Origin of the sequence: Methylomonas koyamae (assembly GCF_006483455.1) — a bacterium.
In the GTDB taxonomy this organism is placed as follows: domain Bacteria; phylum Pseudomonadota; class Gammaproteobacteria; order Methylococcales; family Methylomonadaceae; genus Methylomonas; species Methylomonas koyamae_B.
The window spans coordinates 104,624-126,648 of the sequence record NZ_PPPU01000016.1 but is presented as its reverse complement, the minus strand read 5'-3'; the positions used below and the strand labels follow the sequence as shown (position 1 = coordinate 126,648).

Below are 22,025 nucleotides of genomic sequence, written 5' to 3'. Positions count from 1 at the left end.
CAGCAAACAACCCCGATTCGAAACGAAGAGAGCCTTAAAGAGTGAAACCCGTGACTAGCGATTCAATTGCATCCGTGCTCGGAGCCGAGCAAAAAAATGCCGATTCCGCCGCAGCGGCGCCGGTTGCCGATTTATTGGGTTTGCTGGAACACCGTGCCGAAACCCAACCCGATTTTCCGATCTATCACTACCTGCGCGACGGCGAAGACCTGGCGGAAACGCTGTCGTTTCGAGACGTGGCCTTGAAGGCGAAAACCGTGGCCGCGGCTTTGCAAGGCATCGCTGCCGAGGGCGAGCGGGTCATGCTGTTGTATTTGCCGGGTATCGAATTCATTACCTCTTATTTCGGTTGCCTGTACGCCAAGCACATCGCGATCCCGTTACCGCCGCCGCGCCAATCGCGCATGCTGCAAACCTTGGAAAAAGTCCTGGAAATCGCCCGTTCGGCGCAACCGGTGGCAGTGTTGACGACGCAGGCGGTCAAGGAAAAGGCCGAAGAACATTTCGGCAGCCTGCCCGAGTTTGCGGCGATGCGCTGGCTGGCGACGGATACCCTGGATGCCGGGCTGGCTGACGGATGGCGTAAACCGGACGTCGCAGCCGACGATATCGCTTTTTTACAATACACCTCGGGTTCGACCTCGTTGCCGAAGGGCGTGATCCTGACCCACGCCAACCTGATGTGTAACATGCAGTACTTCGACCGCAGTGGGGTCCACAGCGCCGAGTCCCGATTGTTGACCTGGCTGCCGCCGTTTCACGATCTGGGCCTGATTTACGGCCTGCTGACGCCGGTCTATTGCGGCATGGCCTGTTACATCCTGCCCAATGCCGCCTTCGTGCAACGGCCGGCGCGCTGGCTGGAAGCGATCAGCCGCTTCGGCATCACCCATACCATGGGCCCGAACTTCGCCTTCGACCTGTGCCTGCACGGCGTCGGCGACGAGCAATTGGCCGGGCTGGACCTGAGCCGCTGGCAACACGCGCTGAACGGCGCCGAACCGGTCAGGATGCAGACCATGCGCGCCTTCGCCGAACGCTTCGCCGCGGCGGGCTTCGATTTCCGCGTGTTCAGCCCCAGTTGGGGATTGGCGGAAGCGGCTTGTATCGTTACCGGCCTGCACTACGCCGGTAGCGGCCAGCACCGGCACGAGCGGCCGGCGGCGGAAGAAGTCTGGGTCCGCGCCGCCGAATTGCAACGCAACCGGCTGGTATTCGCCAGCGCCGACGAGCCGTCGGCATTGTCGCTGGCCGGTAGCGGCTATCCGATTGCCGATACCGAATTGCTGATTGTCGACCCCGATACCCTGGCGCCATGCCCGGCCGACCGGGTCGGCGAAGTCTGGGTGCGTAACGGTGCGGTATCGCCGGGCTATTGGCAAAATCCGGAGCAGACCCAGGCCACCTTTCACGCCTGTGTGGCCGGCGACGATTCCGGCCGGCGCTGGATGCGCACCGGCGACCTGGGCTTTTTATACGCCGATCAACTCTACATCACCGGCCGCTTGAAGGATGTCATCATCGTCCGCGGCCAAAACCATTATCCGCAGGATATCGAATGGACGGTGGATAAGGCCCACCCGTTATTGAAGATGGGCGGCGCCGCGGCCTTTACCGTCACCGCCGACGGCGAGGAACGCCTGGTGGTGGTCGCCGAGACCTCGCGCCGCTTCAAGCCCGAGCAGCATGCGCAGGAATTGTTCGCGGCCATCCGCAAGGCGGTGGCCGACGGCCACGAGCTGCAAACCGCCGCCATCGCGCTGTTGCGGGAAAGTGCGATCCCGAAAACCACCAGCGGCAAAATCCAGCGCGCGGCAACCAAGCGCGGTTTCCTGCAACGCAGCTTGCAGCCGTTGGCGCAATGGATCAATCGCAATCTGGAACGGCAATTGGCGCCAACCGAATCCGGCGCCGCCGCAACCCGGCCCGACGCCGAGGCGGTGCGCGCCTGGTTGCGGCAGCGGGTAGCTGAAGTGTCCGGTCTGGAGCCGGCCGAAATCGGTTGCGATGCCGCGTTCGGCGAATTCGGTCTGGATTCCAATTTATCCGTGCGCCTGACCGACGAACTGGAAAAAGCCTTCGGCTGCGGCGGCTTGCCGGCCAATTTATTGTTCGACTATCCCAGCATCGACCGGGTCGTTGAGTATTTGTGCCGCGGCGAAGCCGAGACGGTCGCCAGCGAATCCGGCGCCGAAGCGAATGCCGACATCGCGATCGTCGGCATGGCCTGCCGCTTTCCGGGGGCGGACGACACCGCGGCGTTCTGGGATTTACTGCGCTCCGGCACCAGCGCGGTGCGGCCGCTACCCGCCGAGCGCAAGGCCTTGCTGGCCGGCTTGGTGGACGATGTCGACGCGCTCGGCGCCGCCGGCTGGCTGGACGGCATCGACCTGTTCGATCCGGCGCCGTTCCATATTTCGCCGAAAGAGGCGGAGATACTCGATCCGCAGCAGCGCTTGCTGCTGACCGCGGCCTGGACCGCGCTGGAACAGGCCGGCATTTCCCGCGAGGAATTGGCCGGCTCCGCTACCGGCGTGTTCATCGGCATCAGCGGTTCGGAGTACGGCCAATTGGCCTGGCGCAGCGACAGCAGCCTGGACGGCCACGCCGGCACCGGTACCGCCGCCAGTATCGCCGCCAACCGGCTTTCTTATTTTCTGGACTTGCGCGGTCCCAGCCTGGCGGTGGATACGGCCTGTTCCTCGTCGTTGGTGGCGGTGCACCTGGCCTGCCAAAGCCTGCTGGCCGGCGAATGCGACACCGCTCTGGTCGGCGGCGTCAATTTGATGCTGAATCCGGCCTTGACTCGCGCGCTGGGCAAGGCCGGCATGCTGTCGGCGACGGCGGCCTGCCACAGTTTCGACGCCGCAGCCGACGGTTACGTGCGCGGCGAAGGCGTCGGGCTGGTGGTGTTGCGCCGGGAAACGCTGGCGGCCGCGCGCGGCAATCGGGTGCTGGCGTACATCGCTGGCAGCGCGATCAACCAGGACGGCCACAGCTTCGGCCTGACCGCGCCGAACGGCGTCGCCCAACGCGCCTTGTTACGCCGGGCCTATGCCGCCGCCAAACTGGAGCCGAATACGGTCGATTATCTGGAAGCGCACGGTACCGGCACCGCGTTGGGCGATCCGATCGAAGCCGGCGCCCTGGCCGAGGTGGTCGGCGCCGGCCGCGAGCGGCCCTGCCTGATCGGTTCGGTCAAAGCCAACATCGGCCATCTCGAAGCTGCGGCGGGCATTGCCGGCCTGATCAAGGCCGTGTTGTGCCTGCAACACAATGCCGTACCGCCGCTGGCCGGATTCAGTGCGCTGAATCCGCACATCCGCTTCGATGCCAAGGCGCTGGCGGTCAATACCGAGCTGCGCCTTTTCGCGACAGAACAGCCGCTACGCCACATCGGCGTGACGTCGATGGGCTTCGGTGGCAGCAACGCCCACGTCGTGCTGCGCCGGGCGGAACCGGCCGTTGCCGCCGTTAAGCGGCCGCAGCGTTCGCATTACGCCTTGTTGTTGTCGGCAGAGCGGCCGGCCGATTTGGCGGCGTTGGCTGCGGCATACCTGGATTTTCTGCAAGCCGGCGCCGAGCGCTGGGCCAGCCTGTGTTATCAGGCCAACCGCGGCCGTAGCGGCTTGCCTTACCGTAGCGTGTTGCATGCCGCCGACAGCGGCGAATTGCTGGCCGGCCTGGCCCGGCTGGCGCAAAGCGGTCAGGCTGGGCCGGCGGTTGTCGCCGGTACGCCGAAACCGCTGGCCTTCCTGTTCACCGGTCAGGGCAGCCAATATGCCGGCATGGCCCGCGGATTGTACGCGCATGCGCCGGTGTTCCGGGCCACGGTCGACCAATGCGATCTGTTATTGAGCGGCGCCGGAATGGCGCCGGTGGCGCCGTTGTTGTTCGGCCCGGATGCGCTGGATCACGACCATCTGGCCGAAACCGCGACCGCGCAACCGGCGTTGTTCGTGGTCGGCTATGCGCTGGCGCGCTATTTCGAAAGCTGCGGCCTGGCGCCGGCCGTCGCGGTCGGCCACAGTCTGGGCGAATACGTCGCCGCCTGCTTTGCCGGGGCGATGTCGCTGGCCGATGCCTTGCGGCTGGTGGTGTTGCGCGCGCAACTGATGCAGCGCTGTTCCGACCGCGGCGGCATGCTGGCGATGCTGACCGGCAAGGCCGCCGCTCTGGAACTGATCGCCGCCGACCCGGCGTTGGCGCTGGCGGCCGACAACGGCCCGGCCCAGGTCACGGTCTCCGGTCCGCTGCCGGCGCTGGAAGCGCTGACCGAACGCGCCAAGGCTGCGGGTATCGCCGTGCTGCCGTTGAAGGTCAAGCGCGCTTTTCACAGCGCCGACATGGAACCGATACTCGAAGAATTCCGCGCCGTCGCCAATCAGGTGGCGTGGCAAGCGCCGCGGCTGCCGGTGATCGGCAACCTGCACGCGGCGCCGGTAGCGCGCTTCGACGCCGACTATTGGGTCGAACATCTGCGCCAACCGGTACGCTTTAGAGAATGCATCGCCGCCGCCGAGGCGTTAGGTGTCGGCACCTTTCTGGAGATCGGCGCCCAACCGGCATTGGCCCCGATGCTGCGTCGCTTCGACCCGGCCCCGGCCGTCGTCTCGAGCCTGGATGCGCAGCGCCCGGACTGGCTGGCGCTGAATTCGGCCCTGGCCGAGCTGTGGCGCGCCGGTTACCGCGTCGATTTCGGCTCCGCTTGGGCCGGCGAAACCTTCGACCAGCTCGATTTGCCCGGCTATCCGTTTCAACCCAGCCGTTTTTGGCTCCAACCTACCACCAGGACACCCATGACGACCGCGACCGCCACCACCACGACCGGCGAACTTGCCCGTTTACTAGCCCCATTGCTGAAATGCGCAACCGATGACATCGACCCCAACCGCTCGTTCCTGGAACTGGGCGCCGACTCGCTGGTACTGGTGGAGTTTCTGCGTCAGGTGCAGGGCCGTTTCGGCGTGCAAGTTGCGATTCACAGTTTATTCGAAGACTTGCGTAGCCTGCAGGCGCTGGCCGCCTGGCTGGCAGAGCAGGGCGTTACTTCGCCGGCCGGTGCCGAGACAGCGGACGTCGCTGCCGCTACGGCTGTCGCTAGCTGGTTGCAACGCCAGCTCGGCCTGTTGCTGAAACGCCCGGCCGGTGAACTGGACAACCGGCGCAGTTTCCTGGAATTGGGTGCCGACTCGCTGGTGTTGACCGAACTGTTGCGCCTGGTCAGCGAACGTTATGCGGTCGACATCGGGATGGCGCGCCTGTTTGCCGAGTTGTCCAGCATCGACACGCTGGCGCCGGCGATTGCCGCCGCCAGCCCGAAACTCGACGCCGAGCCGGCCGCCGCCGCGGCATTACCGGCGCCGGCCGAATCGGAACAGGCGCCGTTGCCGTTTGCCGCACCCGGCGCCGCCGCGCCAGGCGACTGGCACGGTTTGCTGGAGCGGCAACTGGATGCGTTCAACCGCCTGGTGCAAGACCAACTCGGCTTGTTGCGCGGCGGCGTCTCTTCGCAGTCGCAACCGGCGCCTGTCGTGCCGGCATCCAGCCCCAGTCCGGTGCCGGCAGCAACTCCGGCTTTGCGGCCGGCAACGCCGTTGCCGGCCGCCGGCAATGCCGCGGCGGCAGGCTTGAACCCGGCGCAACAGCAACATCTGCGCGAACTGGCCGCCGCCTACCAGGCCAAGCACGCCGGCTCGAAACGTTACGCCGAAACCTACCGCGAGGTGTTCGCCGATTACCGCAGTTCGCTTGGTTTCCGCCAAGCGACCAAAGCGATGATCTTCCCGCTGGTAGTCAAAACCGCCGCAGGTTCCCGGATTTACGACCTGGACGGCAACGAATTCGTCGATCTGACCATGGCCTTCGGTTCCAGCCTGCTCGGCTACAACCCGGAGTTGGTCAAGCAAGCCCTGGCCGCCCAGCTGGCGGACGGCATCCAGGTCGGGCCGAAAAGCCCTCTGGTCGGCGAGGCGGCGCAGTTGGTGCGCGATCTGACCGGTTGCGAACGGGTGGCTTTCGCCAATTCCGGCACCGAAGCGGTGATGACCGCGGTGCGGCTGGCTCGCGCCGTCACCGGTCGCACCCGCATCGTCCGCTTTGCCGGCTCTTACCACGGCCATTCCGATACCATGCTGGTCAAGGCCGGCGGCGAGGGTGGCAGCGGTTTGCCGATCGCGCCCGGCGTGCCGCTCTCGGTAGCGCAGGACGCCATCGTGCTGGCCTACGGCGACGAGGCCGCGCTGGCAACGATCCAGCGGCATGCCGGCGAACTGGCGGCCATCGTGGTCGAGCCGGTGCAAAGCCGGCGGCCCGGCCTGCAACCGCGCGAGTTTCTGCAGCGCTTGCGGGAAATCGCCAGCGCCGCCGGTTGCGCGTTGATATTCGACGAAATCATCACCGGTTTTCGTTTGGCGCCGGGCGGCGCCCAGGAATATTTCGGCGTCCGCGCCGACTTGGTCACTTACGGCAAGGTGGCCGGCGGCGGCATGCCGATCGGCATCGTCGCCGGCAACGCCCGCTTCATGAACGCAATCGACGGCGGCCCCTGGCAATTCGACGACGACTCTTATCCGGCGGCCACCGCGACTTTCTTTGCCGGCACCTTCAGCGGCCATCCGCTGACCATGGCCGCCGCCGTTGCGGTACTGCGCCAGTTGCGCGATGCCGGCCCGGCCTTGCAAGCCGGCATCACCGCCAAGACTGCGCGGCTGGTACAGGAATTGAACGACTATTTCGCCGCCGAGGGTTTCGCGATTCGGGTCAACCACGCCGGCTCCTTGTTCCGCTTCGTGTTTTTCGACAATTACAGCGTCGAATTCCAGCCCATCGAAGCCAATCTGTTTTTCTACCACATGACGCTGCGCGGCGTGTATATCTGGGAAGGCCACACCTGCTTCCTCAGCAGCGCCCATAGCGAGGCCGACGTCGACTTTATCGTCCGCGCCGGGCGCGAATCGGCGCAGGCCCTGCGCCAAGGCGGCTTCTTCCCGCCGCCGGCCGGATCGCCAATGCCGGCCAGCCGCGACACGGCCGGCAGCGAAGCTGGCGCCCAGGCATTAAATGCACTGGCGACCGCGTTGGCGGCTCAGGCCTTGCGGGAATTGCATGCCTTGCCGGGCCAAGTCGGCGGTGTTTGCCAGGTCGAACGCGCCGCTAGCGCTATTGGCGTGGCGCCTAAGCGCCGCCGCCTGTTCGGCCGTCTGTTTGCGATGTTGAACGAAGCCGGCTGGCTGCGCGCCGTCGGCGAAGACTGGGAGTTGCTGCAATCGCTGCCGGTGGCGACCGCGGATCTGGAACGCGAGGCGCGCAGTTCGGCCGACGCCGCCGCAGTCGACTTATTGCTGCAGTGTGCCGCCGCGTTGCCGGCCGTGCTGTGCGGCCGCAGCGATGCGGCGGAAGTGCTGTTCGGCGGTGAAAACTACGCCTTGCTGCAACGGCTTTACCGCCACGCCCCCGGCGCTGCCGCGGCCAATGTGGCTCTGGCGCGGGCGGCGGTGGCTGCCGTTGCCGACGTCTCAGGCAAAGCCTCAGTATTGGAAGTCGGCGCCGGCACCGGTTCGGCCACCGCGCAACTGTTGCCCGGCCTGAGCCGCCGCGACCTGCGCTATCTGTTTACCGACCTGTCCAGCGCCTTTTTACACCGCGCCGAGCGCGAATTCGCCGCCTACCCGCAGCTCGAATTCGCCACCTTGGATATCGAACGCGACCCGGCCGAGCAGGGTTTTGTCCGGCAAAGTTTCGATTTGATCGTGGCCTCCAACGTGCTGCATGCGACCGCCGATCTGGGCAAAACCCTGAGCCATCTGCACAGCCTGCTGGCACCGAACGGCCGCTTGTTGTTGTTGGAATGCGTCGGTCGCCAGCCCTGGCTGGACTTGATCTTCGGCCTGACCGACGGCTGGTGGGCGTTTCAGGACAGCACGTTACGCGCCGACTATCCGTTGCTGCCGGCCGCCGCCTGGACCGATTTGCTGCAACGCGCCGGCTTCATCGAAGCCGCCGCCGAAGTCCATGCCGGTTATCAGGCGGTTATCACGGCGCGGCTGCCGCAGGCGCCGGCCGCATTGCCGCTGAATGGCGCGCAGCAGGACATCCTGGTGCATCTGGAATTGAGCGAGGAAGTGCAGGCGGCTTACAACGAAGTGGTGCTGTTCGAGCTGGCCGGAACTCCGGAGCGGGACAAACTGGAGCAGGCCTTTCGCGGCGTGGTGGCCCGGCACGACTCGTTGCGCGCCGCATTGAGCGAAGACCGCAGCCAGGTCGTTATCGGCCAGGAGCCGGATACGACGCTGGTCGAAGCCGATTTTTCCGACTTGCCGGCGGCGCTGGCCGAAGCCAAGGCTCGGGAATGGGTGTTGGCGCGCAGCGCCGAACCTTTCGATCTGACCCGGCCGCCGCTCATTAAAGCCTTTCTGGCCCGGCTGGGCGACGACCGCTATTGGTTGCTGTTTCTGGCCCATCACATGATTATCGACGGCATTTCCTACGGCTTGCTGATCCAGGAAATCGTCGAGTTCTACCGCCACCTGCGCGACGGTAGCGCGCTGGCGCTGCCGCGGCCGGTGACGCTGGCGGAAGCCAATCGCCGGGTTGCCGCGCAACGGCCGCAGGATCGCGAGTTCTGGTTGCAGCAGTTCGGCCAGGGCGTCCCGGCACTGGATTTGCCGACCGATTATCCGCGGCCGCCGGAACAGCGCTTCGCCGCCCAGCGTACCTGTTTGGTGCTGGATGCGGAGGTCGCGGCCCAATTGAAAGCGCTGACCCAGCGCTGCAATGCGACGCCGTTCATGGTCATGCTGGCGGTCTACCGCTTGCTGTTGAACCGTCTGAGCGGCCAGCAGCGCTCGGTGATCGGCGTGCCGGTGTCGATGCACGGCGACCGGCCTAGCGAAAGCTTCATCGGCTTCGGCGTCAACGTCCTGCCTATCGTCGGCAACAGCGATAGCCAGGCCACGTTCGCCGACTATCTGCAACAAGCCAAGCACGACTTTCTGCAAGCTTTCGAGCACCGCGGTTTTCCGTTCGCCGAACTGGTGCGCGCCGTCAATCCGGAACGCGATCCGAGCCGGCCGGCGCTGGTGAGCGCGGTGTTCAATTACGAGGCGGTCGGTGCGCTGGCCGGCGGCGGCTTGCGTTTCACGCCGCTGGTACCGCCCAGCGCCCACACCAAATACGAATTGACCTTGGACGTGGTGGCCGACGCCAGCCAAACCGTGCTGGTGCTGACCTCCAACACCGCGCTGTTCGCGGCCGACACCGCGGAACGTTTGCTGGCGCGTTACGCCAAGCTGTTGGCGCAACTGGCGGCGGCGCCGGACACCCGGCTCGGCGGCATCGATTTGCTGCTGGATGCAGAACGCGAGGGCTTGGGCATGAATCCGCCCATCGCCTACGACAACCGCTGCCTGCACCATTTATTTGCGGACCAGGCCGAGCTCACGCCGGAACGGATTGCGCTGCGTTGGCACGACACCGAGTTGAGCTACCGCGAACTGGACGCCCAGGCCAACCGGCTGGCGCATCTGCTGCAACAGCACGGCGTCGGTGTGGAAGACCGGGTGGCGGTATGCCTGGCGCGCGGGCCGCAATTGGTGGTGGCCTTGTTGGCGGTATTGAAGGCCGGCGCCTGTTACGTGCCGGTCGATCCCAACTATCCGGCCGAACGTCGGGCCGTGATCTTGGGTTGCGCCGAAGCCAAACTGTTGATCGCCGATACGGCCGATGCCGCCATCTCGGCTGCCGCCAATGCCGCGCCGCTGCTGAGCCCGGCCGACCCGCGCCTGGCCTCGTGCCCGGACACGGCGCCGGCCAGCACGGTCAGCCCGGAACATCTGGCCTATATCATTTTTACCTCCGGCTCCACCGGCCTGCCCAAAGGCGTGGCGATCGAACATCGCAATGCCGCGTCGATGATCGACTGGGCGGCGCAGGAATTCGCGTTGCCGGCCGGCGCCGGCATGCTGGCCTCGACTTCGGTCTGCTTCGACCTGTCGGTTTACGAAATCTTTTACCCGCTGGCGCACGGCGGCAAGGTGGTGATGGTGGATAACATCCTGCACCTGCCGGAACTGGCGCGCCAGGACGATATCGCCTTGATCAACACCGTGCCGTCGGCGATGGAAGAAATTCTGCGGCAGCGGGCGGTACCGGCATCGGTGCGCACCATCAATCTGGCCGGAGAAGCCTTGCCCTTGGCCCTGGTGCAGGGCATCCAGCAGCACTATCCGGACGTGGCGGTCTACAACCTGTACGGCCCTTCGGAAGATACCACTTACAGCACCTTCGTCCGTTTCCCGGAAGGGTTCCAGGGGCCGGTGACGATAGGCCGGCCGATCGCCGGCAGCCAGCTTTATCTGCTGGACGCCGATCTGAATCCGGTGCCGGCCGGTGGCAAGGGCGAAATTTATCTGGCCGGCAACGGCTTGTGCCGGGGCTATTTCGGCAACCAAGTCGGTACCGCGGCCGCGTTCCTGCCCGATCCGTTTTCGGCAACGCCGGGAGCGCGCATGTACCGCACCGGCGACCTGGGCCGGCTCAATCCGGACGGCATGGTCGAATACCTGGGCCGCTCCGATTTTCAAGTCAAGATTCGCGGTCACCGCATCGAGCTGGGCGAAATAGAAACCGTGCTGGCGCAAGTGCCGGGCGTGCAGCGGGCGGTGGTCATCGCCGACGGCGAACCCGGCCGCCAGCGCCTGCTGGCTTTCTACAGCGCCGAGACCGAGCTGGGCGACGCGCTGAAACAAACCGCCACGGCCAAGTTGCCGGCGTTCATGGTACCCGGCGTCTGCATCCGATTGGCGGAATTTCCGTTGAGCCCGAACGGCAAGATCGACCGGCGCCAACTGGCGCAACTGGCCCATGGTCAGGAAGCGGCCGAGGCCGCGCCGGGCGGACAGTTGCCGCGCAACGCGCTGGAAAGCGAAATCGCCGCGATCTGGGCCGAGCACCTGCAATTGGACAGCATCCATATCGGCGACGATTTCTTTGCCCTGGGCGGCCATTCGCTGCTGGCGACGCAAATCCTGTACGAAATCAATCGCCGCCACGGCTGCCGCTTACGGCTGACCGACATCATGAAACACCCGACCGTGGCCGAACTGGCGGAAGCCGTATTGGAGCACGCATTGCAGGATTCGCCGGATTTGCAGGCGCTGCTGGCGGAACTGGTGCGCGATGGCGCCGAATTGGCCGCGTCCTGAGCCAACGGGTTAACTGGAGACAACGAGATGGCAAACACACAATCACTGATCGCCGAACTGAGCAACGAACAGCGCCAGAGTCTGATGGCGAGACTGCAACAACGGTCGCAGGACGATAGGTCCCAAGCCCAAACCGACTTCTACGTGCCGAAACTGCAGCCGATGGGCGAGACCCGCTTTGAGCCGTTTCCGCTGACCGACATTCAGCAGGCGTATTGGGTCGGCCGGCAGGCGGCATTTGATCTGGGCAATATCGCCGCCCACGGCTACATGGAAGTCGACTGCCGCGGCCTGGATCTGGTGCGGCTGGAAACGGCTTTCAACCGTTTGATCCAGCGCCACGACATGCTGCGCGCCGTCGTCAATCCCGACGGCCGCCAACAGATTTTAAAAACGGTCCCCGCATACCGCTTCGAAGTGCTGGACGCCAGTGTCGCCGGAGACGAGAGCAACGCCAGTCTGGAGCAAGTCCGCGAGGAAATGTCGCACCAGGTACTGGATACCGCGGTGTGGCCCTTGTTCGACATTCGCGCCAGCTTATTGCCTGACGGCGTGGTGCGGCTGCATCTGAGCATAGACGTGCTGATTTTCGACGCCTTGAGCTTCGACATCCTCAGCGAGGAATGGCGCCGGTTGTACCAGGGCGATGAATTGCCGCCGCTGGAACTGTCCTACGCCGACTACGTCCGCGGTCTGGAATTGATGAAGCAAACCGAAGCCTACCGCGAGTCCTGCAACTATTGGCGGGAAAAAATCAAGGACCTGCCGCCCGGCCCGGATTTTCCGCTGGCCGTGGCCCCGGAAAGCATAGCCCGCCCGCAATTCCGCCGCCTGTCCGCCAGCCTGGACGCCGAGCGCTGGGGCCAAATCAAAAGCCGTGCCCAACGCCTGGGCGTGACGCCGTCGGCGGTGCTGCTGGCCGCCTACGGCGCCGTCGTCGCCCGCTGGAGCAGCCGCAAACGTTTTACCTTGAATCTGACGCTGTTCAACCGGCTGCCGTTTCATCCGCAAGTCAACGCGCTGGTCGGCGACTTTACGTCGGTGGTGCTGCTGGAGCTGGATTATTCCCGGCCGGCGTCATTTTCGGAACGGGTCAAGTCGGTGCAGGCGCAGTTATGGCGCGACATGGACCATCGCTACGTCAGCGGCGTGCAAGTGCTGCGGGAATTGACCGAGCAGCGCCGTGACTCCAATGCCTCGTTGTTTCCGGTGGTGTTTACCAGCGCGATCAAACCGAACCCGGCGGACGATACGCCGGCGGCGATGTCCTGGCTGGGCGACGTGCATTACACGATCACGCAGACGCCGCAGGTCTGGCTGGACCATCAGGTCACCGAAGACGCCGGCAAACTGGAATACGATTGGGACTCGGTGAGCGGCCTGTTTCCGGACGGCTTCCTGGAAGCGATGTTCGACGCCTACCGGCAACTGGTCGGCGGCCTGGCTCAGGACGACATGCTCTGGCAACGGCCGGAACTCGACCTGCTGCCGCGGGAGCAGCGGCAACTGATCGCAGCAGCCAACGCCACCGCGGCGCCGGTGCCGGCCGGATTGCTGCACGAACCTTTCGTACGCCAGGCCCGCGCCAATCCGGAGCGGATTGCCGTGATCGACGCCGAGGCCGAATTCAGTTACGGCGAGTTGTACCGGCTGGCCAATCGCTTGGCGCAGCGCTTGTGGCAGAGCGGTGCCGGTAGCGGCGAGCTGGTCGGCATCCTGTTGCCGAAAGGCCGCTGGCAGGTGGTGGCCGCCTTGGGCATTCTCGAGGCCGGCGGCGCCTATCTGCCGATCGAACCCGGTTACGGCCCGGACCGGATCGCCCAGATTATCGAATTATCCGGCTTGCAGCGGGTGGTGGCGGCAGATGCCGCTGCCGGGCTGCGGCTGCCGGCGGGTATCGAAGTGCTGACGGTCGCCGAATTGGCGGCGTCGGCTCAACCGGTTAAAGCGCTGCCGGTGATGCGGCAGCCGACCGATCTGGCTTACGTGATCTACACCTCCGGTTCCACCGGCACCCCGAAAGGGGTCATGATCGACCACCGCGGTGCGTTGAATACCTGCGTCGATATCAACCAGCGCTTTGAAGTCGGTCCGGACGACCGGGTATTGGGCTTGTCGGCGCTGAATTTCGACCTGTCCGTTTACGACATTTTCGGCGTGCTCGGCGCCGGCGGCACGCTGGTGTTGCCGGATGCCGACCGCCAGCGCGACCCCGGCCATTGGGACGAGATGGTGCAGCGCCACGGCGTCTCGCTCTGGAACACCGTTCCGGCACTGATGGACATTTACACCACCTACCTGGACGAGGTGGCGCGGCGGCCGAATTCCAGCCTGCGGCTGGTGATGATGAGCGGCGACTGGATTCCGCTGCCGCTGCCGGAGGCGATTCGGCGCAGTTGCCCCAACGCGCGACAGTTCAGCCTGGGCGGCGCTACCGAAGCCTCGATCTGGTCCATCATCTATCCGATCGGCGAGCTCAGCCCGGACTGGCGCAGCATTCCCTACGGCAAGGCCATGCTCAACCAAAGCTTTCACGTGCTGGACGAGCAGATGCAAGCCTGTCCGGTCTGGGTGCCGGGCGAGCTGTACATCGGCGGCATCGGCGTGGCGTTGGGCTATTGGCGCGACGCCGAGCGCAGCGCGGCCCAATTCGTCACTCATCCCCGCAGCGGCGAAAAACTGTACCGGACCGGCGACCTCGGCCGTTTGCTGCCCTGCGGCAACATCGAGTTTCTCGGCCGTAAGGATTTCCAGGTCAAGATCAACGGCTTTCGGGTCGAATTGGGCGAAGTGGAAATCAATATGGCGCGCTTTGCCGGCGTCAAGGCGGCGGTATGCGCCGTCACCGGCGACAGCGGCCGGGCCCGGCAGTTGATTGCCTACTACGTGCGCGATCCGGAGGCGCCGGCCGCGGCCAAAACGGAAGACAACGACAAAATCCGCTTCCGCCTGTCGCAACCCGGCCTGCGCCGCTTCGACGCCGCGGCAGAGGCGGTGGCGCTGGCAACGGAGCCAGAGGCGAGCGACGCCGGCTATCGCCGCCGCTCGCAGCGGCTGTTTCCCGACACCGCCGTCGATCTCGGCAGTCTGGGCCGGCTGTTGAGCCGGTTGCGCCGCGATCCGACTGCGGCCACCCCGAAATACCGCTACGGTTCGGCGGGTTCGCTGTATCCGGTGCAACTCTATCTCTATGCGGTACCGGGCCGGATCGCCGGCCTGGCCGGCGGCATGTATTACTACGATCCGGACCAGCACCGTCTGGTGCATTTGCCCGGTAACGGCCGGATCGACGCCGCGTATTACGGCAGTTGGAACGCGGCGATGGTCGACAGCGCCGCCTTCCACCTGTTCCTGGTCGCCAATCTGGAGGCCATCGAACCGCTGTACGGCCAGGATTCCATGCACCTGTGCCGGATCGAGAGCGGCCTGATCACCCAAATTCTGGAGCAGGACGCGCATCGCTTCGGTCTGGCCACCTGCCAGCTGGGCGGTTTCGATTTCGAACGGGCCCGGCCGCTGTTCGAGCTGGAACAGCGTTCGGCCTATCTGCACGCGCTGGTCGGCGGCGTCGAACTCGGCGACGCGGAACTGCGCGAACTGCAACTGACGCAAGCCCGGTTCCAGCATTCCGACGCCGGTTTCGAAAGCCGCTTGCGCGACTACCTGAGCCAGAAACTGCCCGACTACATGGTGCCGTCGCTGTTTATCCGCCTCGACGAATTGCCACTGTCCGCCAACGGCAAACTCGACCGCAAAGCCCTGCCGCAACCGCGCAAGGAAGTCGAGGCCGTCGCCGCGGTGGCGGTGGCCGATTCCGATCTGGCCCGGCAAATCTGCGCCGTCTGGCGCGAAGTGCTCGGCGTGGACAGCGTCGGCCCCGGCGACAACTTCTTCGACCTGGGCGGTACCTCGGTGGACATGATCAAGATCCATACCCGGCTGCGGCCCTTGTTGAGCAAGGACGTGCCGTTGCTGGACATGTTTTTCGTCTACCCGACCATCGCCGCGCTGGTCGACTACCTGCAACCGAAACCGCGCGCCGCGGCACCGTCCGCCGCCGCAGACGGCGCGAAACGGGAACGCTCCGGCCGGGCGCCGCGCCGCCGCAGCGGCGCGGAATAAGCCCGCCTGCCGCCAATTTCATCGAAACATAGACAACGGAAGCAAAGCACATGCAAGCAAATCAAGCCAACTCGGGCGCCATTGCCATCATCGGCCTTGCCGGCCGTTTTCCGGGAGCGAATTCGGTCAGCGAATTCTGGGACAATCTGGTTGCCGGCCGCGACGCGTTGCGGCATTACACTCAGGAAGAAGTGCAGCAGGGGATTGCCGCGCACGACGCCGCCTCGATTCCCTACGTGCGCAAGCAAGTGGCCGGCGGCTCCTGGGTGGCCGCCGGTTATTACCTGGACGACGTCGATAAATTCGACGCCGGTTTTTTCGGCTATACCCCGGCCGAAGCCGAGCTGCTCGATCCGCAGCAGCGCTTGTTCCTGGAGTGCGCCTGGGCGGCGCTGGAAGACGCCGGTTACATCCCGGACGACTGCCCCGGCACGGTCGGCGTCTATGCCGGCACCGCCTTGTCGCGCTATTTCTTCAATAACATTTTCCCGAACCGCGACATCATGTTCGCGTCGTCCAAGGACTTGATCGCCGGCATCGGCAACGAACCGGATTACATCACCAACCGCACCGCATACAAACTGAACCTGACCGGGCCGTCGATCACGGTGCAAACCGCGTGCTCGACCTCCCTGGTCGCGATCCACCTGGCCTGCCGGGCTTTGCGTGCCGGCGAATGCGACTCGGCGCTGGCCGGCGGCGCCCTGGCGACCGTGCCCGGCGGCCTGGGCTACCAATACCAGGAAGGCAGCATGGCGTCGCCGGACGGCTTGTTGCGCACCTTCGACGCCAAGGCCGAGGGCACTGTGTTCAGCGAAGGCGGCGTCGGCATCGTCGTGTTGAAACGCCTCGAAGACGCGTTGGCCGACCACGACCGGGTTTACGCGGTGATCCGCGGTACCGCGGTGACTAACGACGGAGCCTTCAAGGCCGGTTACACCGCGCCGGGTATCGACGGCCAGATGCATGTGATCGAGCGGGCCTTGGCCGATGCCGGGGTCGATCCGGACCAGATCAGCTATGTCGAAGCCCACGGCACCTCGACGCCGCTGGGCGATCCGATCGAGATCACCGCGTTGGCGCGGGCCTGGCGCAAGCATACCGAACGCACCGGCTATTGCGCGCTGGGCTCGCTGAAAACCAATGTCGGCCATCTGGCGCCGGTGGCCGGCGTCGCCTCGGTAATCAAGACCGCCCTGGCCTTGTGGCACCGCACGCTGCCGCCCAGCCTGCATTTCGGCACGCCGAATCCGCGCATCGATTTTGCCAACAGCCCGTTCTTCGTCAACGACACCCTGCGCGACTGGGATTGCGCCGGTACCCGTTACGCCGCGGTCAGCTCGTTCGGCATCGGCGGCACCAACGCTCATGCCATCATGGAAGAAGCGCCGCCGCAGCCAGTCACCCGTTCCGGCGCAAAATTGCGCAGCTTCGTGTTGTCTGCCAAATCTTCCAAGGCCTTGAGCCGGGCCGCGGCAAATCTGGACGATTTCTTGCGCCGCCAACCCGGCGTCGATTTGGACGACGTGGCTTTTACCTTGCAAGAGGGCCGCAAAGCCTTTCCGGTACGCGCCGCCGTCGCTGCCGATAGTTTGGAAGCCTTGCAGCAGGGGTTGGCCGCGATTCGCGACAATCCCGCCAAAACCAAGGCGCTGCCGGCCGACGCCAAGAAAGTATTCCTGTTCACCGGCCAAGGCAGCCAGTATCTGACCATGGGGCGCGGGCTTTACCAAAATCTGCCGGTGTTCCGCCAGGTGTTCGACGACTGCTGCGACCAGCTGCGCAGCCATTTGGGGCTGGATTTGCGCGATTTCGTGCTGGCCGCCGATCCGACCGATGCGGCGCTGACTGAACAACTGGGGCAGACCCGCTTGGCGCAGCCGATGCTGTTCGCCTTCGAGTATGCGCTGGCGAAACAGATGCAGGCGCTCGGCATCGAGCCGGACGCGATGATCGGCCACAGTCTGGGCGAATACGTCGCAGCCTGCCTGGCCGAGGTGTTCGAGCTGGATGCTGCCTTGCGGCTGGTGGCTTTGCGCGGCGCGCTGATGCAGGCCATGCCGTCCGGGGCCATGCTGTCGGTGTCGCTGGACGAAACGGCGGCAGCGGCTTATGTCGGCGGCGAGGTCAGTCTGGCCGCGGTCAACAGTCCCAATGCCTGCGTGTTGTCCGGGCCGCACGCCGCCATTGCGGCGGTACGCGAGCGGTTGGAAGCGGCCGGCGCCGCCTGCCGGCCGTTGCTCACGTCGCACGCCTTTCACTCGGCGATGATGCAGCCGATGATCGCCGATTTTACCGCTGCGGTGCGGCTGGCGGCGCCCAAAGCGCCGAGCCGGCCCTACGTCTCCAACCTGACCGGCGACTGGATGGCCGCCGCCGACGCCTGCGATCCGGACTACTGGGCCCGGCATTTGCTAGGCTGCGTCCGTTTTCGCCAGGGTATGGCGACTTTGTTGGCCGGCGGCGGCAGTTATTTCATTGAAATCGGCCCCGGCAACGTGTTGAGCACCTTCGCCAGACACGCGATCAATGCCGCCAAAGCGGCGGCGGCCGTGGTGCAAACCGTGCGCCACCCCAAGGAAACCAAGCCCGACGCGCTGGTATTGCGCCAGGCGCTGGGCGATTTGTGGGCGGCCGGGCTGGAGCTGGATTGGGAACGGGTCGATAGCGATAACCAGGGACGGCGGATTTCGCTGCCGACCTATCCGTTCGCCCGCGAGCGCCACTGGTTGGAACCGCCGCAAGCCGGCGCCGCCGGCACGGAAAACCCGGCGCAACGTCTGGCCGATCCGGCGCAATGGTTTTACGCGCCGTCCTGGAAACGCCAGCCCGGCCGACTGCCGGACATCGGCGATTGGTCCGGCGAGCGGGTGTTGATCGTCGCCGAGCGTAACGGGCTGAGCCGGGCCCTGGCCGAGCGGATCGAGGCGGCCGGCGGCAGCGCGGTGATTGTCGCACCGGGCGCCGGCTTTGCCGACGACGGCGAAAGCGGGTACAGCTTGAATATCGGCGAAGCGGCCGACTTCGAACGGCTGGCGACGGTGTTCGCCGAGGCTCAACCTACCGCAATCGTGCATGCGCTGTGCGCCACGCCGCGCTCCGCGGCCGGACTCGACAGCGAGGACTATTGGCTGGAGCGCAGCTTTCACAGTCTGGTGTTTCTGGCACAGCAGTTTTCGGCCGAGGCCGGCGACCGCCGCCTGCCGTTGCTGACGCTGTCCAGCGAAATCCACGACGTGTTGCCGGCCGAGCCGGTCAACCCGCTGAAGGCGGCGTTGCTTGGCGTGCATCTGTGCCTGGGCCACGAATACCGCAAATTCCTGAGCCGCAATCTGGATTTCAGCCCGGACGATCTGGTCGGCGCCGCTGCCATCGCCGTCAGCGCCGACCGCGCTGTGGGGGAACTGGCGCGGCTGCGCGGCGAAACCAAACCGCTGCTGGCGCCGGCCGACCATTTCGCCGCCTGCCGCCACGGTTACCGTTGGGCGGCGCACTACGAACCGACCCGGATCGACCCGGCGCCGCTGGTTTTCACCGCCGACGGCGCCTATCTGGTGACCGGCGGCCTGGGCGGGCTGGGTCTGGCCGTGGCCGACTACATGGCCGCCCGCGGTGCCAAGCACATCGTCCTGCTCGGCCGCTCGGCCTTGCCGCCGAAAGCCGAATGGCCGCGTTGGCTGGCCGAACACGAGGCGCAGGACCGGACCACCGATCGCATCCGCAAACTGGCGGCGATCGAAGCCCGCGGCGCCGAAGTGGAAATCTGCCAAGGCGACGTGGTCGACGCCGAGCGTATGACCGAACTGGTTGCGGCGTTGCTGGACAAATACGGCCGGATCGCCGGGGTGGTGCATTCGGCCGGGGTGGCCGGCGGCGGCCTGATCCAACTGAAAACCCGCGATGCGGCCGAAGCCGTATTGCGGCCCAAAGTGCGCGGCATTCTGGCCTTGCAGCAGGCGTTCCGCGCCGCCGATACCGAGCCGGGCTTCATCGTGCTGTTTTCGTCCTTGTTTGCCGTGATCGGCGGTATCGGCCAAGTCGATTATTCCGCCGCCAACAACGTGCTGGACGCCTATGCCCGCGCCGGTTTCGGCGCCAGCAAGGTGGTGTCGTTGAACTTCGGCGGCTGGCGCGAGACCGGCATGGCGGTCGATGCCGGCTTGTACGCCCGGCGCGAACTGCCGCCGCTGCCGGCCGGCAAGACCCTGGCTCATCCTTATCTGCACTCGTGCCGGGAAAAATCGGCGCAACACGCCAGCTACGCGGCCTGGCTGCGCGAACCGGACCATTGGGCGCTGCTCGAGCACCGGATCGAAGGCGTGGCGACGATGCCCGGTACCGGCCTGGTGGAAATGGTGCGGGCGGCGTTCCAGGATTACCGCGGCGCCGAACAGGTCGCGATCGATAATTTATATTTCTTCCGGCCGTTGATGGTGCCGGCTCTGGACATGGCCGAAGTGCATTGCGACTTTAACGCGTTGCCGGGCGGCGGCTATGGCTTCGAGGTCTACACCCGCGAAGCCGGGGTCAAGGCGCCGCTGCTGGCCGGCGATATTTACGCCGCCGAGCTGGCGGTGGCCCGGATCGACCCGCAGGCATTGGCGGCAAGCTGCAGCGGCGAGGTGCTGGATTTCAGCGACGGCCGGCCGCAGGCGGTGCAGGACGATTCCGGCTTCCTCAGCCTGGGGCCGCGCTGGCAAGTGCTAAGCCAGATTCGCTGCGGCGGCGACCATCTGTTGGGCCGCTTGCAGTTGCCGGCCGCTTTTGCCGACGATCTGCCGCAGTTCATGCTGCATCCCAGCCTGTTGGACATGGCCAGCGGTCCGATCACCGGCCATCTGTTGCGGCGGCTGGATTTGGATATCGACGGCGAATACCTGCCGTTCGGTTACGGCCGGCTGACGATCGCCGCGCCGCTGCCGGCCGAATTTCTCAGCCACGTTTGTTTCCGCGGCCTGAGCGGCGACCGCGAATCGCTCAGTTTCGACATTGCCTTGTACGACATGGCCGGGCAGCGTCTGGCTCAAATCGACGAGTTTACGTTGAAGAAAGTGCCGGCCGGCGCCTTTGCCTTGCCGCCGGCCACCGCCGCCGACAGTCACGGCGAGGACGATAGCTTGTCCACCGCCGAAGGCCTGGAGATCTTCCAACGGGCGTTGGCCTCTGCCGCCTCGCCGCAATGGGTGATCAGCCCGCAGCCGCTGGATGCCTTGCTGGAACGAATGCAGGCGCAACGCGCCGCGGAGGAAGCCGGAACAACGGCTGCCAAGCCGAAACTGCAGCGCGAGGACGCCGATGCCGCGCCGCCGACCAATCCCACCGAAGAAATCCTGGTCGGCATTATGGAAGGTGTGTTGGGTATCGAACCGGTCGGCATCCACGACAATTTCTTCGACATGGGGGTGGACTCGGTGATGGGGATACAAGTCGTGTCGCAAGCCAAGCGCTTCGGCCTGACCGTGAAACCCAACCAGTTGTTCGAACACCAGACTGTCGCCGCGTTGGCGGCCGCGATCGGCGCTTCGGCGCCGGCGGCGGCCGAACCGGCCTGGCTGACTTTCGGTCAGCGCGAATTGCTGGCGGCCGGCCGGGGCTGGGACAGCCTGCACCTGGAACTGCCTGCCGCGGCCACTACCGACGATCTGGCCGCGGCGCTGGCGGCGGTGGCGGCGGACTACCCGCTGCTGCTGGCCCGGATCGAGACTAACGGCGATGCTCCGAGCTGGGCGCAGGCGGAAACCGTTGCAATTCTGGCGGCGGACGCGGCGGACGAAACCGGCGACGACGGCGCATTTCGGGTGGTGGCCGATGGTCGTGCGTTGGCGTTACAAGCCCGGCCGGCATTGGGTCTGGATGCGGCCGGGCTGAGCCAAATCGGTGCCGCCGTGCTGGCCCGCTTGTCGGGTAGCGCCGCTGCGGCGCCGCTCGCGCCCTGGCGTCCGGCCGCCGCCGCCGATTTGGCTGCCGCCGCCGGCGAGCGCGATGCTCAGGCCGAGAGCGCCGGCTATGCCGCGGTGCCGGACCAATCCGTAGCGCTGGCAGCGACCGGCGCTTGCGCCGCCGCGGCCGAAATCCGGATCGAGGCCGACCAACTCCAGGGCCTGGAACGGCTGCGCGCCGCGTTGAATTTGGATGCCGAGGATCTGCTGCTGGCGGCATTCGCGGCCAGCATCGGCGAATGTTTTGCGCTGGAGCCGGTCGCGGTCCGCTACGCGCAAACCCATATCGTTGCCGAATCCGGTGCTGTATTGCGCTACAGCTATCCGCTCTGTCTGGAAACGGACAGCGATGCATTGACGGCGACCACCCTGGCCAAAGCTGCCCGCAAGCAGGCGCCCAGCGCCGGTTTCGGTTTCGAATTGGCCGCTTCCGGGTTGCCGTTGCCGGTGGTGCGTTTCACCTGGTTGGGCCAATGCGATTGCGGCCGGTTCGAACCGGAGGCCGTGCTGGCCGCCGGCGAGGCCTTTGCCGTCAGCGCCTGTCTGGCAGTCGACGGATTGCTGTTGCGGTTGGCTGTGGATGCCGAACAGGTAGAGCAATTGCCGCGACTAAGCACGGCGTTGGAAAACACCGTGATGGCCTACTTGGCAGCAGCCGAACAGGCCCAGGGCCGGGGATTTACCGCCGCCGACTTCGGCGACGCCGGTTTGTCCGAAGAAGACTTCGCTACCTTGTTCCAAACCATCGAATAACGAGTTG

The 22,025-nt window shown here is 65.6% G+C and carries 3 protein-coding genes; all 3 read left to right on the top strand.

Annotated elements, in window-relative coordinates; all coding sequences use genetic code 11:
- Positions 1-50: 50 nt before the first annotated feature.
- The 3 genes from C2U68_RS09640 to C2U68_RS09630 are packed head-to-tail and all read left to right on the top strand — an operon-like array spanning position 51 to position 22,018.
- Positions 51-11,204, top strand: a complete 11,154-nt coding sequence (locus tag C2U68_RS09640; RefSeq protein ID WP_186289560.1) for a non-ribosomal peptide synthetase/type I polyketide synthase — start codon at positions 51-53, stop codon at positions 11,202-11,204.
- Between the two features lie 27 nt (positions 11,205-11,231).
- Positions 11,232-15,326: a non-ribosomal peptide synthetase gene (locus C2U68_RS09635; protein ID WP_140912276.1), complete on the top strand. Its 4,095-nt coding sequence runs from the start codon at positions 11,232-11,234 to the stop codon at positions 15,324-15,326.
- Positions 15,327-15,376: 50 nt separating this feature from the next.
- Complete coding sequence (locus tag C2U68_RS09630) at positions 15,377-22,018, top strand: type I polyketide synthase (RefSeq protein ID WP_140912275.1); 6,642 nt, start codon at positions 15,377-15,379, stop codon at positions 22,016-22,018.
- Positions 22,019-22,025 lie beyond the last annotated feature (7 nt).